12 protein-coding genes are annotated in these 15506 nt (G+C 66.0%); 7 read left to right on the top strand and 5 right to left on the bottom strand.

From position 1 onward, the window contains the following. Position 1: 1 nt before the first annotated feature. The gene (locus C7T96_RS16980; protein WP_348627253.1) at positions 2 to 1006 is read right to left on the bottom strand and encodes an Ldh family oxidoreductase; all 1005 of its coding nucleotides are present in this window, start codon (positions 1004 to 1006) and stop codon (positions 2 to 4) included. A 183-nt stretch (positions 1007 to 1189) separates the two neighbouring features. Here C7T96_RS16980 and C7T96_RS16975 point away from each other — a divergent pair, with 183 nt between their 5' ends. Together C7T96_RS16975 and C7T96_RS16970 are read left to right on the top strand one after the other, a co-directional pair. After that, positions 1190 to 2500, top strand: a complete 1311-nt coding sequence (locus tag C7T96_RS16975) for an NAD(P)H-dependent oxidoreductase (RefSeq protein WP_106572488.1) — start codon at positions 1190 to 1192, stop codon at positions 2498 to 2500. Between the two features lie 155 nt (positions 2501 to 2655). Next, positions 2656 to 3951 carry an acyltransferase gene (locus C7T96_RS16970; protein ID WP_158264401.1) on the top strand — a complete coding sequence of 432 codons (1296 nt, stop codon included), beginning with the start codon at positions 2656 to 2658 and terminating at the stop codon, positions 3949 to 3951. Between the two features lie 39 nt (positions 3952 to 3990). On the opposite strand, the gene proC is transcribed toward C7T96_RS16970, so the two are convergent. From proC to C7T96_RS16955, 3 genes are all read right to left on the bottom strand, one after another. Beyond that, on the bottom strand, positions 3991 to 4806 hold the full coding sequence (gene proC / locus C7T96_RS16965) for a pyrroline-5-carboxylate reductase (protein ID WP_106572427.1): 816 nt from the start codon (positions 4804 to 4806) through the stop codon (positions 3991 to 3993). Positions 4807 to 4904: 98 nt separating this feature from the next. Beyond that, a complete protein-coding gene (locus C7T96_RS16960) occupies positions 4905 to 6215 on the bottom strand; it encodes an O-antigen ligase (protein ID WP_106572426.1) in 1311 nt (436 codons plus the stop codon). Continuing rightward, positions 6184 to 7182 carry a glycosyltransferase gene (locus C7T96_RS16955; RefSeq protein ID WP_106572487.1) on the bottom strand — a complete coding sequence of 333 codons (999 nt, stop codon included), beginning with the start codon at positions 7180 to 7182 and terminating at the stop codon, positions 6184 to 6186. Before C7T96_RS16955 ends, C7T96_RS16960 begins: the two co-directional genes overlap by 32 nt. 176 nt (positions 7183 to 7358) lie before the next feature. On the opposite strand from C7T96_RS16955, the gene C7T96_RS16950 reads away from it, so the two are divergent. Genes C7T96_RS16950 through C7T96_RS16940 form a run of 3 tightly spaced genes read left to right on the top strand, consistent with a single transcriptional unit; the run spans position 7359 to position 10242 of the window. Further along, entirely contained in the window at positions 7359 to 8528 is a 1170-nt protein-coding gene (locus C7T96_RS16950) for a glycosyltransferase family 4 protein (RefSeq protein ID WP_106572425.1), read from the top strand. After that, a complete protein-coding gene (locus tag C7T96_RS16945) occupies positions 8525 to 9316 on the top strand; it encodes a WecB/TagA/CpsF family glycosyltransferase (RefSeq protein ID WP_106572424.1) in 792 nt (263 codons plus the stop codon). Before C7T96_RS16950 ends, C7T96_RS16945 begins: the two co-directional genes overlap by 4 nt. Then, positions 9313 to 10242, top strand: coding sequence for a DUF6492 family protein (locus C7T96_RS16940; protein ID WP_245414159.1), 930 nt, complete (start codon positions 9313 to 9315; stop codon positions 10240 to 10242). Before C7T96_RS16945 ends, C7T96_RS16940 begins: the two co-directional genes overlap by 4 nt. 34 nt (positions 10243 to 10276) lie before the next feature. Here C7T96_RS16940 and C7T96_RS16935 read toward each other — a convergent pair whose 3' ends face one another. Continuing rightward, positions 10277 to 11536 (bottom strand): transporter, encoded by a 1260-nt coding sequence (locus C7T96_RS16935; protein WP_106572485.1) that lies wholly within the window; start codon positions 11534 to 11536, stop codon positions 10277 to 10279. A 252-nt stretch (positions 11537 to 11788) separates the two neighbouring features. Here C7T96_RS16935 and C7T96_RS16930 point away from each other — a divergent pair, with 252 nt between their 5' ends. Together C7T96_RS16930 and folD are read left to right on the top strand one after the other, a co-directional pair. Then, positions 11789 to 14410 (top strand): succinoglycan biosynthesis protein exop, encoded by a 2622-nt coding sequence (locus C7T96_RS16930; protein WP_106572423.1) that lies wholly within the window; start codon positions 11789 to 11791, stop codon positions 14408 to 14410. Positions 14411 to 14511: 101 nt separating this feature from the next. Then, on the top strand, positions 14512 to 15411 hold the full coding sequence (gene folD, locus C7T96_RS16925; protein ID WP_106572422.1) for a bifunctional methylenetetrahydrofolate dehydrogenase/methenyltetrahydrofolate cyclohydrolase FolD: 900 nt from the start codon (positions 14512 to 14514) through the stop codon (positions 15409 to 15411). The last annotated feature ends 95 nt before the right edge of the window (positions 15412 to 15506 follow it).

The raw sequence follows: 15506 nt of genomic DNA, 5'->3' as shown, positions 1-15506 counted from the left end.
TTTATGGCGCGGGGTCGGCAAAGGCCGCAATGCGCTGTACCAGCGCGCGTGGCACGCGCAGCCCGTCGCGGTCCGCCGCCGCAACGCGTTCGCGCCGGGCGCGGCCTGGAATATGGATGCCCTCGGCCTCGAGCCGTGCGGCATGGTCGCTGAGCCGGGCAGCGAAGCCTTGACCGAACGCGGCCGGGTCGACCGCCAGCACGAACAGCCCGGTTTGCGGAGAGTCTGGCCCCTGCGTGATCGATGGCGCGTCGAGCGACCAGTTGGCGCCGGTCAGTCCGGCCGCAAGCACTTCCACCATCAGCGCGATATTGGCCCCGCGCGCGCCGCCAAACGCCAGAAGCGCGCCTTCGATCGCCGCGCGGGCGTCCGTTGTCGGCCGGCCCCGGCCGTCGATCGCCCAGCCTTCTGGAATCGATTCGCCCCGTTCGGCGGCCTGCCGCAGCTTGACATAGGCCGTCTGGCTCGACGACTGGTCGATCAGCAGCGTGTCGTCCCCACCAAGCGGCGCGGCGAAGGCGAGCGGGTTGGTACAGTAGACCGGCCGCCGGCCGCCCGCTGCGGTGATCAGCGCCGGGCCGTTGGCGGCGGCCAGTGCGACCAGGCCGGCTTCGGCGAGTTGCTGGGCGAAATAGCCGAGCGCGCCGCAGGTAAAGGCGTTTTTTTGCGCAAAGATCCCCAGGCCGGCCGTGCGCACGGCGGCGATCAGCCGGTCGCGGACGAGCGCGTAGCCGTAATGCGCCGTACCCCGGCGGGCGTCGACATGGAAAATCGACGGCAGCGGCCGTTCGATCGCCGGCTCGGCCCGGCCGTCGATCCGGCCCGCGCGCAGGGCGTCGAGATAGAATTCGAAATGCCCCAGGCCGATGGCGCTGTTGCCTGCGGCTTCGGCGGCAACCGTCGCCCGGGCGAGCGCGGTCGCGGCTCCGTCATGGGCGCCGGCGCCGAGCGCGGCCTCGCGGCACAGGGTTAAGCACTCGGCAGTCGTCAGGATCATGCTGGACATTGGTCTGCTCGCGGCGGATTCGCTGTCGCGACTATCGGCCGGCCGGATCCCGAAGGGTAGGGGGCATGTGGACGAAGGCGCGCATTTCGGCGCGTCTTCACTCGTGTGATGCCGCAACGATTGACATTGCCGGCATGGGGGTACTAGCTCCGCGCACCGAAGCGTGCGGGAAAAATGCTGTCCATGACCAATGTCGCTCTTACCGGTCTGGCCCGTGATCTTGCGCGGCGGGCGGATGAAGGCCGACCCGTGCGCGTCGGCGTGATCGGCTCCGGCGAGATGGGGACCGACCTTGTCACCCAGGCCATGCTGATGCGTGGCATCGAGGTCTGCGCGATCTCGACACGCAGGCCGCATACCGCGCGCGATGCGATCCGCATCGCCTATGGCGACGAGGCGATGGCGCGCGAAGCCGGTACGGCTTCGGCCGCCACGGCGGCGATCGAGGCCGGCAGGATCGCGATCACCTCCAACGAATTGCTCGTCACCAACCCGCTCGTCGACGTGGTGATCGATGCCACCGGCAAGCCCGGCGTCGCCGCGGATTTCGACCTGATGGCGATGGAGCACGGCAAGCACGTGGTGATGATGAATGTCGAAGCCGACGTCACCATCGGCTGCCTGCTCAAACAGGAGGCCGACCGGCTGGGCGTCGTCTACACGGTCGGCGCGGGCGACGAGCCGTCTTCGTGCATGGAACTGATCGAATTCGCTTCCGCGCTCGGCTATTCCATCGTTTCGGCCGGCAAGGGCAAGAACAATCCGCTCAACCACGACGCCGTGCCCGACGACTATGTCGAGGAGGCGACGCGGCGCAACATGAACCCGCGTATGCTGGTGGAGTTCGTCGACGGGTCCAAGACCATGGTCGAGATGGCCGCGATCGCCAACGCCACCGGTCTGGTACCGGACGTTCCCGGCATGCACGGGCCGCGCGCGGACCGAGACGAGATGGTCAAGGTGTTGATCCCCCGGCAGGACGGCGGCATCCTGACGCGCAAGGGCGTGGTCGACTACACGGTCGGCAAGGGCGTCGCACCGGGCGTCTTTGTCATCGTCGAGGCGACCCACCCACGTATCATCGAGCGCATGGACGACCTGCATATCGGCACCGGTCCCTATTACAGCTTCTTCCGGCCCTACCATCTGACCTCGCTCGAAGTTCCGCTGACGGCGGCGCGCATCATGCTGACCGGCAAGCCCGACATGGTGCCGTTGCCGCGTCCCGTGGCCGAAGTCTGCGCGCTCGCCAAGCGCGATCTCGCCGCCGGCGAGGCTTTCGATGCGATCGGCGAGACCTGCTACCGCTCCTTCACCATGACGGTGACCGACGCGCGCGCCCAAAACGCGGTTCCCGTCGGCCTTCTCGAGGGGGGCAAGGTTTTGAAGTCGGTCAAGAAAGGCGAGTTGCTGACCACCGACAATGCCGCGCCGGATCCGAGCACGCGGCTTTATGCGCTGCGCCAACGTCAGGACCAGATGCTGTACGGATAACAAGCGGCCGAAAACCGGGATTCGGGCCCCGATAGGCGCGGCCCGAGCTGAAAATCAAAAAGTCTTGACCGTTTTGGCGCGGGTTTTGCTTCAGGCCTGTGTGCGATGGCGCGCGGCGATGTTTGCGTGTCCGAATGAGGGAGCACGACGGTCAAATGAACCAGAACGACACGGTGGCCCGTATCAGGGCGACACATCGCAGCGCTGCCAAGGCCAATATTCGGCTCGAAACGCTCGATTCCTGGCGCGGCATTTGCGCGTTGCTGGTGGCCGTGATGCATTTTCCGGCCTCCGGCCCGCTCGGCGAAAGCCTGGTCGTGCGCAACGCCTATCTGTTCGTCGACTATTTCTTCGTGCTGTCGGGCTTCGTGATCGCCTATGGATACGGCGCCAAGCTGGCCGAGGGGGTCGATTATCTGCGGTTCGTCGTTCTGCGCATTGGCCGGATCTATCCGCTCCATGTTGCCGTGCTTGCCTTGTTCGTCGCCTTCGAGGCGCTGCGCTGGAGCGTTCCGGCACTGGCCGGAAACGGCCCGGCGCCGTTTACCGACGGCAACAGCCCGTCCGAATTGCTGACGAGCCTCGCCCTTCTCAACGGCATGGGGGTCGATAGCCGGCTGACCTGGAACGGTCCGAGCTGGAGCATCTCGGCCGAGTTCTGGACCTATATTCTCTTCGGCGGGCTTGTGGTGCTGCTCGGGCGCCGCTCCTGGATCGCGCTGGTTGTCGCCGTCGTCATCGGTCCGGTGGTGCTCTACCTGTTTTCGCCCGACTATATGGACGCGACCTGGGATTTAGGTTTCGTGCGCTGCGTCTACGGGTTTTCGCTCGGCGCGCTGCTTTATTTCGCGGCCGGCTCGAAATTGCTGTCGGCCAAGGCGGGCCTGGCGGTACGGCCTGGCGTGGGCGCGGTGGCCGGCGCCAGCGCGCTCGAACTCGCCGCCATCGTCATGGTGGCCGCATTCGTCGCTGTTGCCGGCGACAATGCGGCCGGCATCGCGGCGCCGTTCGTGTTCGCGCTCACCCTATGCGTCTTCGTTCTGGAAGGCGGCATGATCAGCCGACTGCTCAGAACCAGGCTGTTTCTGTGGCTGGGGGCGCTCTCCTACGGCATCTACATCGTGCATATTTTCGTTCAGGCGCGGATGATCAATCTGGCCAGCATCGTGGAGAAGGTCGTGGGGCTCGAGCTGATCGGCACCTTCGAGATCAACGGGCAGGATTTTTACGGTTTTGGCCTCAACGGGCCGGTTTTCGGGACGCTGATGGTGGCGGCGATGATCGTGGCGGTGGTGGCCGTGGCGCTGATCGCGCATTTTGTGATCGAAAAGCCGTTCCAGCGGCTGTCGCGAAAACTCGCCGATGCCCATGTCGGGCACAATCGCACCGCGCGCGCGGTCGGCGGCGCCGTCGCCGCGCCGGTGTTTTTGGGCGCGCCCGTGCGCCCGTAGGGGGAGTTGGCAAAATCGGGTGGCGGGAGCGCCGCCCGGCTATTTCCCGAGCTCGACGGAACGGTCGCGCGCCGCCTCGACAGCCTCGGTGATCAACGCGCGAAGGCGATCCTGGCCCATCAGAACCTGCAAGGCGGCGGCTGTGGTGCCGTTCGGGCTGGTGACCTGTTCGCGCAGGAGGCCGGGTTCGGTCTCGCTTTCGGCTGCCAGCGAGGCGGCACCGAACACGGTCTGCATGGCCAGCAGCTTCGCCGCCTCCGCGGGCAGGCCGACCCGCTCGCCGGCTGCGGTCAGACATTCGATGAAATGAAAAACATAGGCCGGCCCGGAGCCGGACACGGCGGTCACGGCGTCCATCAGGCCTTCGTCTTCGAGCTTCAGCACCCGGCCGCTGACCGAAAGCAGGTCGGCCAGAAAGGTCTCGGCGTCCGGCGCGACCTGCGCGTTGGAGACCGTTACCATCATGCCCTTTCCGATCGCGGCGGGCGTGTTGGGCATACAACGCACGATTGGCGTTTTTTCGCCCAGCAGCGCTTCGAACAACGCAATGCCGATGCCCGCGGCGATCGACACGAATGTCGTGCCGCCGGTCGCGAAACCGCGATAATCGGCTACGACGCTCCGCATCACCTGCGGCTTGACCGCGAAGATAATCAATTCGGGCCGCAAGCCGGCCTGCAAATGAGAGACGTGCTCGGCCACGGCCGCGCCGGTTTGCGAGGCGCGTTGGCGCAGGGTTTCGTTCGGTTCGACGACGGCGATGTCGCCGGCGGCCAGCTTGCCCGATGCCAGCCAGCCCGTAAGCATGGCATGACCCATATTGCCGCATCCGACCAGCACTACTTTCACAGCCACTTGTGATCTCCTCCGGCAGACCCGGCCGCCGCTTCTTCTGGGTGAGGGCCGCAGCAATGCCGTATCGGGCCAGCCGGCGCAACCGGCAATTTCCGCACTCAGCCGGCCGACGAGGAGGGAAACCTGACACGGGCGGCCATGCGCAAGCCCAGGCATGCCATGAGGAAGAAAAGCCAGACCGGATCCACCCGGCGCAGGAAAAAACTTTCGAGGAATGCGTTCAGCGAGGTGAACAGCAGGATCATCATGAAGAAGTCGGACAGGTAGATGTTCTCTTTCAGGCGCGGCGTGCGCATATAGTCCACAAGCGGCACGATCCAGAACGCCATCAGACAGGCGGCCAGCGCCGGCAGTCCCATCAGGACGGCGATGTCGAGATAGCCGTTATGGCCGTGGACGGAGCCGCGAATATCCCAGTCGCGATCGAAGGGTTGCTCCATGAAATAGATGAAAGGCGTGCCCCAAAAGCTCTCATAACCGTAGCCGAACCACGGCTTCTGCGCGATCATGCCGCCGAGAAAGTCCCAAAGGGCCGTGCGTCCGGTATAGGTGAGGTCGGGGGCGACCTGCTGGACAAGGTCTTTCAGCGGCCCGATGAAGACGATCCCCAGCGTCGCCAGCGTTGCTCCGACCATTGTCGTCAGGAAAATCAGCGGCGTCAGGAAGCGCATGCCGACAATGCCCGGCAGGGCGACGAGCACGATCGACAGCGGCACCAGGCCGGCCGTCGTCTTCGAGCCGGTGTTGACCATGAAGATCATGGCAAGCACCAGCAACGTCCCCCCGGCCCAGCGTCGGCCGCGCCGGAAGGCGTAGAGCCCGGCAAAGCTGAGACAGGCCATGACCGGCCCGGCAACGTTCTTGTGCGAGAACGCGCCGCGCCAGAGTCCGGCATGTTGCGGCTCGACGCCGGCTCCCGAGTGGACCGCGGTGCCCGGAAACAGCGCCAGTCCGGCATAGCTGAGCAGGACCGCCGCCAGGCCGGCGACGAGCAGCACCGTCGTAAAGGACTCGGCGTCGCGCGGCAGCACCAGCACGGTGACGATCACCAGCACGCCGATCGCGGTGAAAAGCGCCGCGCGCGCCGCCGAGGGCGGGTCGATGGCGTGCAGGACCGAAAGCGCCAAAAACCCGAACACGATCAGCCACCACGGGCTGAGCATCATCGCCACCACCTTGCGGTCGGTGAGGGTTAGAAGCGAAAATATGGCAAGCAGTCCCAGCGAGCCGAAGCCGATCTGGTTGACGATATCGCCGCCCTCGGCGGCCGGCCCTTCGGGTTGGAACGGGCGGAACGAGATCAGCACGATCGCCAGCACGACGGTCGCCAGCACCGTCGAGATCTGGCGTAGGGTCGTGCCGTCGAGCGGCGCGAACTCAGTTTTTTTCAGCCTGTCTGTATTGCTCATTGGCATAGCCGAATTCGGCGAGAACGCGCCCGAGCGCGACGTAGATGGGGTAGGCGCCGATGGGAAACGAACCGGTGCGCGCCAGGTTCAAGACGCCGCGCAGCGGCGCTGCGCAGAGCAGGGCGAGGCTCTTGGCCGCCACCCGCACGGCGCCGAGCCGATCGCCGGCCCGCCTGCGTTTTTCCACCAGCGTCGAGATCACGCCGTTGCGCAGCGAACGCGCCCTGATCCAGTCGCTTTCCAGACGGCGCGCCGGAATGGTCTCCATGACTGGTGCCTCCGCGCACCATGCGAGCCTGAACCCTTTGCGCGCCGCCCGGCTGAGGAAATCCGAATCGCCGCCGCCCATGAAATTGAAAGCCGGCTCCAGGAACGGCCGCTCCATGGCGTCGAGCACGCGGCGCGAGACAAGCAGATTGCCGGACGAGTAGAGCGCTTCCACTGCCCGCGTCTCGCGATAGGGTGGCGCAAACACCGGGTGATCGGCCCAATGGTCGTTTCCGGTTCCCTCGAAGACCGGCACTTGCGGGCCGCCGACAATGTCTACCCCCAGCCTTTCGGCGGTAGCGACCATGGTCTCGAGCCAATCCGGGCCGGCGATTTCGTCGTCGTCGATCACCAGAACGTGGCTCAGATTGGCAAAGGCGGCCAGCGCGGTCGACCAGCCGGCATTGTAGGCGCTGCAATTGCCGCGCTCCTCCGCCACGATCAAAAGCCCGTTCACCGTGCCATTTTCGAACAGCGGCGCGGCCGCGTCGGCCCCGGCGTGCCGTTCTGCGTCATTTTCCATCACGATCAGCGCGAAGCCGCGTTCGGTGTTCTGGGCGGCGACGGAGCGAATGGTGTCCAGCACCTGTTCGGGCCGGCGAAAGGTCGGCAGGGTGACGGCGATTCGTACCTTGTCCGGCTCGAGTCCGGGCGATTGCGCGACGAGCCGGACGTTTTCGACAGTGGCGAGCGCTTGCATGCTGAGACCTTGGCCGTCCGTTTCGTTCATAAAGCGCGTTGCCTGTTAACGTATGGTTAAGCACTGCGGTGGTTTTGCCGTGCCGTAGCTGCCGTTTTGCCGTCACAAGGCATGTCCCTTGCCTGCTTAAGCAAGACTTCACCGGAGGCTGCTAGGCTCACATTCAGGTAAGCGACATGCATTTGGTTTTTGTTACATCACTCGTCCCCGACGGCGCGCCGACGACCGGCTACGAGATCGCCAATGCCGCGATCATCGCCGCCTTGCGCCGCGCCGGCGCCCGGGTCACCGTGCTCGGCTATACCTGGCCCGGCAAGGCTCCGTCGGACCCGCACAACACCGTCGCGCTCGGATCGGTCGATGTGCGCACCCAGGGCGCGCCGGCGATCCAGAAAATGAAGTGGTTGGCCGGCGCGATGGCGTCGGGCCTGACGGTGTCGTCGGCCAAGATGCGCGCCGCGTCCGAACGGGAACTGCGCGCGGCGCTGAAGCGGATCGGCCCCTTCGACGCCTATGTGCTCAACGCGGTTCAGCTTGCCGGCGCCTACGAGCATCTTTTCACCGACAAGCCGTCGATCTTCGTCGCCCACAATGTCGAGTTTCGTTCCGCTCTGGAAAACGCGGCTGCCGCGCGCGACGTGGTCCAGCGCGCGCTTTTCCGCCGCGAGGCGCGCCTTTTGCGGGCTGTGGAGGAACGGCTGTGCCGGCAGGCCCGCTTTGTCTTCACGCTCGCCGAGCAGGACCGCGAAGCGCTCGGCGTGACCGGGCCGCGCTCGGGGGCGCTGGCGCTGGTGACGCGGGACGAGCCGCCGCGGCCGCGCTCGCGTGAAATCGCCTTCGAGGCCGGCATGATCGGCACCTGGAGCTGGGAGCCGAACCGTATCGGCCTGGACTGGTTCCTGCGCGAGGTGTCGCCACGCCTGCCTGCCGGCTTCCGTGTCAGGATCGCCGGGCACGTGCCTGCGGGGCTTGGACGCGTGCCCGCCGGCGTCGAATTCGTCGGCCGGGTTCCCGATGCGAGCGACTTTGTGCGCCAGGCCGCGGTGGTACCGCTGATCGCGCAGGCCGGAACCGGCGTCCAGCTCAAAACCATCGAGACCTTCGAACTGGGGCTGCCGTCCGTGGCGACGTCGCGTTCGCTGCGCGGCGTTTCCTATCTGCCGTCCAATTGCACGGTGGCCGACGATCCGGACGCGTTCGCTGCCGCCTTGGTTGAGCGTGCGGCCGGGCAGGTCGAGGCTCTCGACGGCTCGGCTTTCCACGCCGGTCAGATACGCGCACTCGACGCCGCCATCGCCACGGGGCTGGACGCGCTCGGTGTTGCCCGGGGCGAGGTGGCGGCATGAGCATGCAGTCCCTCACCACGGCGGTCGAAAACCCTTCGCAGCAGCGGCGGAAGGATATTCTCGGTGTTAACGTCGCGCCCTTCGACCGGGCCGAGGCGATCGCCTTCCTGGCGCGCCGCATCCGCGAGCGGCGTTTCACCAAGATCGGCTTCCTCAACGCTCATATCGCCAACGTCGCCAGCACCGATGCGCGCTTCGCTGCCCTGTTGTCCGATTTCGTGGTGCTGGCGGACGGCGTCGGCGTCGATGTGGCGGCGAAGATCCTCTACGGCGCCCCGTTCCCCGCCAATCTCAACGGCACCGATTTCATTCCCGCCTTCCTGAAGTCGCAGCAAGAGCCGCTGACGATCGGGCTGCTTGGAGCGAGTAGGGACAATGTCGAGCAGGCGGCCGCGCGCCTGCAAGCGATGATGCCGCAACATCGCGTCACCGTCATTCACGACGGGTTTTTCGATACCGCGGCCGAAGACGAGATCTTGGCGCGTCTTGGCCGGTTGCGCCCCGATGTGCTTCTGGTGGCGATGGGCGTGCCGCGCCAGGAATACTGGATCGACGGTCGGCTCAGCGCGGACCATTGCACTACCGCGTTCGCGGTCGGCGCGCTGTTCGACTTCTTAAGCGGCGCGGTCCCGCGCGCGCCGTCATGGGTGCGCTGGCTGCGCCTGGAATGGCTGTTTCGGCTCGGCCTGGAGCCTTCGCGCCTGTGGCGTCGCTATATCGTCGGCAATCCGCTGTTTTTGTTTCGGGTCCTGATGCAAAGATTGCGGCGTGCGGGGCCGGCTGCGTGAACGTGGCCGTCCATCCGCGGAACGAGGCGCCGGCCGCCGCGCAAGCCGTGGGCACCAGCGCGCTGGTGACGGCCAGCTATGCGCCGGATTTCGAGCGCTGCCGTCTATTGTGCGAAACCATCGACCGCCACGTTACCGGCCACAGCCGGCACTACATCCTGGTCGCGCATGCCGACGTACCGCTTTTTCGCGCGCTCGAAACCACCAACCGGGTGGTGATCGACGAGCGCGATATCCTGCCCGCCTGGCTGCGGGTGGTGCCCGACCCGACCAGCCTTTTCCGGCGCAAATTCTGGCTGTCGATGCGCACCAAGCCGTTGCGCGGCTGGCATGTGCAGCAATTGCGCCGCATCGCGATCGCCGCCCACGCCGACGAGGACGCGCTGGTCTATTGCGATTCGGACGTGGTGATTTTGAAGGATTTCGACTGCGCTCGCTTCTGGAAGGACGGGCAGGTGCGCCTGTTCCGGCGCGACGACGCGCTTCGCGGTCCTGTGGACGGCGATCAGAAAATCTGGTCGGAAAACGCAGCGAGGGTACTCGGTATCGAGGCCCCGGCGGTCGCGCCGCACGACTATATCGCCACCTTCATCGCCTGGCGGCGCGACGCGGTCGTGTCGATGTGCGAGCGGATCGAGCGCATCAGCGGCCGCCATTGGGTGGCGGCGATCGGCGCGGAGCGGAAATTTTCCGAATGCATGATCTACGGGCGTTATGTCGACGAGGTCATCAAGGGCCGCGGCCATTTCCTCTCCGGCGAGGAACTGTGCCGGGTCTATTGGCGCGGCCCGCGCCTGACGTCGGCGACGGTGCGGGCCTTCGTGGACGGGATGGATCCAGGCCAGGTGGCGATCGGAATGCAGTCTTTCATCGGCACCGACATGGACCTGATCCGCGATCTGGTGCGCGCCGCAGAAGGCCGCTAGCTTGGCTTGGCCCCGGTCGCCGTTGCCCCGTGCGTCAAGCGCGTTTTGCCGGCCGTCTTAACGCGCTATAGGTCAGCGTCGTCGAAGCAAGATAAAGCACCGCGAAAGCGGCGTTCAGCATCAGCACCAACTGCTGGGCGTCCGGCCCGTTAAGCAGCAGATAACCGAGCACGAGCGCTTTGGCCCCGGCCAGAAGCGCTAGGTTTATGGCACGCAACAACATCTGACCGCGCGCGAACAGCAATTCGGCCTGATATTCGATCAGGTTGCGCAGCCCTGGCACCGCGAGCGCGAGAATGACCAGTGGCGCGGCCTGCGATACGTTCTTGCCCAGGATCGTCGGATAAAAATGCAGCACCAGCGCAAGCGCGGCCAGCCCCAGCGTGGAAACGGCTAGGATGCCGGCTTCGAAGCCGACGCGCAGCCACAGTTTCGACAGCGTTTCGGGGGCGCGCATCACCCGTTGCACGAGCAGCATGGTGAACGTGCGGATCGGGATCGCGGTCAGGTCGACCAGCCGCATGACGATCGCGTAGATGCCGGCAAGATGCGGCCCGCCCAGAGCGAGCACCAGCAGCTTGTCCAACTCCATCTGCAGATAAAACAGAAGTTCCGCACCCGCCACGTAGAGCGCGTCGGCAAGCCGCGACCAGTAGAGTGCCGGCCGCAGCCGCAGCCGCTGGCGCGGCCAGAAGAAGACGAGCGCGATCGCCAGACAGATCCCGTTCGCCGCCAGGTAATAATAGACCCAGTCGCCGAGCGTGGGCGTGGCCGCAAAGGCGAACAGCGCGGCTGCGGCCGCGCGCAGCGCCGTTCCGGAAATTACAAGCACGGCCGCGGCCGCGAAGCGGTTCAGCCCGTTATTGACGATAACCACCGTCTCGACCAAACGCCAAAGCAGCGCCTCGGACACGATCACCAGCGCGAAGGTCGCAAGCGGCAGCTCGCCGGCAAAGAAAATCGCGTGCGTGAGCCAGCTCGCGGCCGCGAGCGCGGGAAGCGACAGCGCCGTCATCAACAGGAACCCGCCGGCGAAGGTGCCCAGCAGGCGCGGTTTGACGGTCGCTATCCGATAGAGCGAGGACACGAAGCCGAAACCGACGATGCGCGACAGCATCACACCGGCGGCCGAGGCGGTGGCGAAGAGTCCGAACTCGGCGATCGACAGGGCGTTGGCCAGCACGACGAAGTAGAGCAGCGAGAAGACGAGGCGACCGAGCGAACCGCTCACCGCCGTCAGGTAGTTGCGCACCAAGGCGGTTCGCGAGGTCAGAAAATCGGAAATGCGGTCCATCGCACCGGCCCTGGCGGCGGTGGCGTCGATGCCGGATTGCGGTGCCATAGGCCCTGGTGTCCTGCCTTTTCGAAAGCAGCGTATCGATGAAACATTAACGTGCGGTTTTGTCGTCCTGCGCGCTGCCGTGAAACCGGCTCCATGGGGGCGTTAAAAATTAAGCAAATTAACTTTTTGTTTCCCATGGCTGTTTAGCGTGCCTTAACGATTGGCGCCGGCGGGCGTTGCAACTTATCCGAGACGTGCGAACCGATGCCTGCATTCGACCACCGCGACCGCAAGAAGCGAAAAGGGTCTCTCCTGGCCCTTGTCGATCCGCAGGCGGACGCGTCGCGTGCGCAGGGCGCGACCGCCGGCCGCAAGCCGGCGACCTCTTCCGACGCCCCGACGGTGTCCCCGGCCGAACGCCACGAGGTCGCGCGCTCGAGCCGCGAGGCGGGCCATAGTTCGCTGATCCAGGCTTTGGCCTCGTCGCGCGCGTCCACCGCCTCGGAGGCTAAGGCGACGATCGGGGATGGGCCGCGAACGAACGAGGAGCGCGACGCCAGGCCCGAGTGGCCGCAGCGCCGGGCCGGCGGCGTAGACGCGCCTGGGGGCGAGACCTACAGGGGGGCGCCGGCCGACGGTCCGGATACGACAAACGCCTCCCGGCGTCGGGGCTTCCAGCCTGTCTCTTCAGTCGACGACGGCGATTCCCAATGGCGGCCGCTGATCGATCCGATGGCCGTTATCGGCGGCGTCTTCAACTCGAAAGGCCTGATAGCCGCCACGACGGTTTGCGGGGCGCTGCTGGGCGTGTTCATCGCCTTGTCGACGCCGAAGGAGTACCAGGCGATCGCCGAGATGCTGGTCGACCCGCGCGACATCAAGTTCGTCGACCGCGATCTGACGTCCGGCGGCCTGCCGTCCGACGCGACCCTGGCGCTGGTGGAAAACCAGGTGCGGGTCATCCTTTCCGGCACCGTGATGAACAAGACCGTCGCCAGGCTCAATCTGGTCCAGGATCCCGAGTTCAACGGCGAGGGCGGTGGCGGCGGCCTGGGCAGCCTGTTTTCCGGGCTGACATCCCTGATTTCGTTCTCCGGCGGCGGCGGCGAGGGGGCAAATGCCAACCGCCATGCGATAACGGTGGAGAACCTCTACAGCGCCGTCGATGCCGAGCGCGGCGGCAAGACCTTCGTCATCTCCATCGCCGCCAAATCGCAAAGCCCGCAGAAGGCGGCCCTGATCGCCAACACCGTCACCGAGGTGTTCCTGGAAGCCTACGGCGATTTGCAGTCCGGCACGGCCGGCAAGGCCTCGGACGAACTGTCGTCCCGATTGTCAGAATTGCGCGCCGGAGTCGAGGAAGCGGAACGCAAAATCGAAGCCTTCAAGGCCGAAAACGACATCGTCGACGCCCAGGGTCGCCTGATCAGCGACGATGAGATCATCAAGCTCAACGACCAGCTCACCACCGCGCGCGCCCGCACGCTTGAACTCAATGCGCGTGCGGAGTCGGCGCGTTCGATCTCGGTCGATACCATCTTGACGGGAAACTTGCCCGAGCAGATCAACTCTCCGGTTCTGACCGAAATGCGGGCGCAATATTCGACCCTTCGCCAGGAGGCCGACCGGCTCGGCGCCAAGCTCGGCCCCCGGCATCCAGAACGCGCCGCGGTCGAGGCCCAGCTTGCCAGCGCGCGTCAGCAGATCTCGCAGGAACTGCGCCTGGTCGCCCAGTCGATCCAAGTCGACCTCAAACGGGCTGTGCAGCTCGAGCAGGAACTGGCCGCGCGTCTTGCGCAGCTCAAGGCGCGCCAGGCCAATCTCAGCGACGAGTTGGTGACGGTGCGCGAGCTGGAACGCGAAGCCGCCGCCAAACGGGCCGTGTACGAGACGTTCTTGATGCGCGCCCGCGAGACCGGGGAGCAAAAGGACATCAACGCCGTCAATATCAGCGTGATCTCCGAAGCCACGCCGCCGCTCGAACCGACCGGCATGTCGCGCAAGACGATGACGGTACTCGTCACGATGTTGGGATTTGGCGCCGGCGTTGGACTTGGCGCGGCCCGTGGCGCCTATGACAGTTTTCGCGCCACTCTTGGCAGCAGAACGTCCGCCGCGCCCGACCGGACGCCTGCCCCCGTCTCGCCGGCGCCGCGCCACGCGCGAGCGCCTATCGAGCGGCGGCGCGAGGAGGGCGACGAACCTGAAGACGATGGCGCTCTCGCCCCAACAACCCAGTCGCCGCAGCCCGATGTTGTAGAGGCTTCCGGCTCCGAGTCCCGTCACCGCGAATCCAGTGCAACCGAACCCGTCGCCGCCGCGACGGAGACCGCCGAGGAGGCAGATATGCACCGAATGCCGGACTATTCAGCTTGGCAAACATCACGTTCGCCTGAAACGGCCGACAATGCTCACGGCCCTCAAGGGCCCTATTGGTACGACCCGGCCACCGGCGCTCATTATCCCGCGCCCGGCTCGGCCTATGGCTGGCATCCGGCTTTCGCCGGCGAGCCCGGTTCCGCGTCCGCCGCGCCGATCCATAGCTCCGCGCCGCAATCCTATCATCCTTGGGGCCCGGCCGGACCTGGCTATCCGCCCGCACCGCCGGCCTATTGGGCCCACCCGGCGCCGCAGACGGTGCCCTACTGGCCCGTTCCGCAGCATCATGCCCCGTCGTGGCAGCATCAGGCGCCGCCGCAGGCAGGCCCGGCCGACAGGGGGCCTGCGCCCCATGCCGACGCCGCTGCTCGCCCCGCCATGGACACGCCCGTCGAGGCACAGGAGCATGACAGCGCGGCAATCAACGAAATCCGCGAGAGCCTGCGCGAGTTCCGCGAAGCCCTGCGCGAGCTCAGTGAGAATCGCGGCCGCCGTCGCTTCATCTGACGGCTTTCGCGTTTACGGCACGCCGCGACGCAATGGCAGGTATCGTCCGTGCCGATTGTCGCATAAAGCTCCCGGATCGAATGGATTCGGGGGAGCGTCGAATGGCCGAACTGATAGAGGGGCGCAAGGTCGCGGACGAAGTCGTCGCGACCGTGAAGGAGGGGGCTGAGAGCCTGCGCGCGCAGGCTGGCGTCGTGCCTGGCATCGCGGTGGTGATCGTCGGTTCCGACCCGGCCAGCCAGGTCTATGTGGCCTCGAAGTCCAGAAAGGCCAAGGAATGCGGCTTCCATTCCGTGCAGCACGAACTGGCCGAGGACACCGATGAAGCAACGCTTCTTACTCTGATCGCCGACCTCAATGCCGACCCGGCCATTCACGGCATTCTGGTTCAACTGCCCTTGCCCGCTCATATCGATGCGGGTCGTGTCATTCAGTCGATCGACCCGGACAAGGATGTCGACGGCTTTCATTTCATCAATGTCGGCAAGCTCTCCACCGGCGAAACAGATAGCGCCTTCGTGCCGTGTACGCCGGCCGGCTCGATGATCCTGACGCAGCGTGTGCGCGGCCACGATCTGTCTGGCCTCAATGCCGTCGTCGTTGGCCGCTCGAACATAGTCGGCAAGCCGATGGCCAATCTGCTTTTGGCGGCCAACGCAACCGTGACCATCGCCCACAGCCGGACCCGCGATCTCGCTGCGCTGTGCCGCACGGCCGACATTCTCGTGGCCGCGGTGGGCCGGCCGCAGATGGTCGAGGGCGACTGGATCAAGCCGGGCGCCACCGTGATCGATGTCGGCATCAACCGGATTCCTGCGCCCGAGAAGGGCGAGGGCAAGACGCGTCTGGTCGGCGATGTCGACTTCGAGGCGGCTTGCGCGCAGGCCGGGGCGATCACGCCGGTGCCGGGCGGCGTCGGACCGATGACGATCGCCATGCTGATGGCCAACACGCTGGTCTCGGCCTGCCGGCGCGCCGGCGTCGCCGCGCCGTCCTTCTAGCGGCCGCCGCCGCGTCGACAGGGCGCGCGCAGCGGCGGGGGCCGGTGCGGCAATGCTTGTAATTCGGCCGTATCCGGAGTATGGAGCCGACCGAA

The sequence above is a fragment of the Nitratireductor sp. StC3 genome (genome assembly GCF_003015025.1).
Taxonomy (GTDB): Bacteria; Pseudomonadota; Alphaproteobacteria; order Rhizobiales; family Rhizobiaceae; genus Mangrovimarina; species Mangrovimarina alexandrii.
Note: the sequence above shows the minus strand (reverse complement) of the source record. Positions and strands in the feature narration are given on the sequence as shown.

Excerpts from the sequence above, each read along its gene's own strand:
- C7T96_RS16980 (WP_348627253.1), bottom strand. The coding sequence starts at position 1,006 with ATGTCCAGCATGATCCTGACGACTGCCGAGTGCTTAACCCTGTGCCGC.
- C7T96_RS16975 (WP_106572488.1), top strand. The coding sequence starts at position 1,190 with ATGACCAATGTCGCTCTTACCGGTCTGGCCCGTGATCTTGCGCGGCGG.
- C7T96_RS16970 (WP_158264401.1), top strand. The coding sequence starts at position 2,656 with ATGAACCAGAACGACACGGTGGCCCGTATCAGGGCGACACATCGCAGC.
- C7T96_RS16960 (WP_106572426.1), bottom strand. The coding sequence starts at position 6,215 with ATGAGCAATACAGACAGGCTGAAAAAAACTGAGTTCGCGCCGCTCGAC.
- C7T96_RS16955 (WP_106572487.1), bottom strand. The coding sequence starts at position 7,182 with ATGCAAGCGCTCGCCACTGTCGAAAACGTCCGGCTCGTCGCGCAATCG.
- C7T96_RS16950 (WP_106572425.1), top strand. The coding sequence starts at position 7,359 with ATGCATTTGGTTTTTGTTACATCACTCGTCCCCGACGGCGCGCCGACG.
- C7T96_RS16945 (WP_106572424.1), top strand. The coding sequence starts at position 8,525 with ATGAGCATGCAGTCCCTCACCACGGCGGTCGAAAACCCTTCGCAGCAG.
- C7T96_RS16935 (WP_106572485.1), bottom strand. The coding sequence starts at position 11,536 with ATGGACCGCATTTCCGATTTTCTGACCTCGCGAACCGCCTTGGTGCGC.
- C7T96_RS16930 (WP_106572423.1), top strand. The coding sequence starts at position 11,789 with ATGCCTGCATTCGACCACCGCGACCGCAAGAAGCGAAAAGGGTCTCTC.
- folD (WP_106572422.1), top strand. The coding sequence starts at position 14,512 with ATGGCCGAACTGATAGAGGGGCGCAAGGTCGCGGACGAAGTCGTCGCG.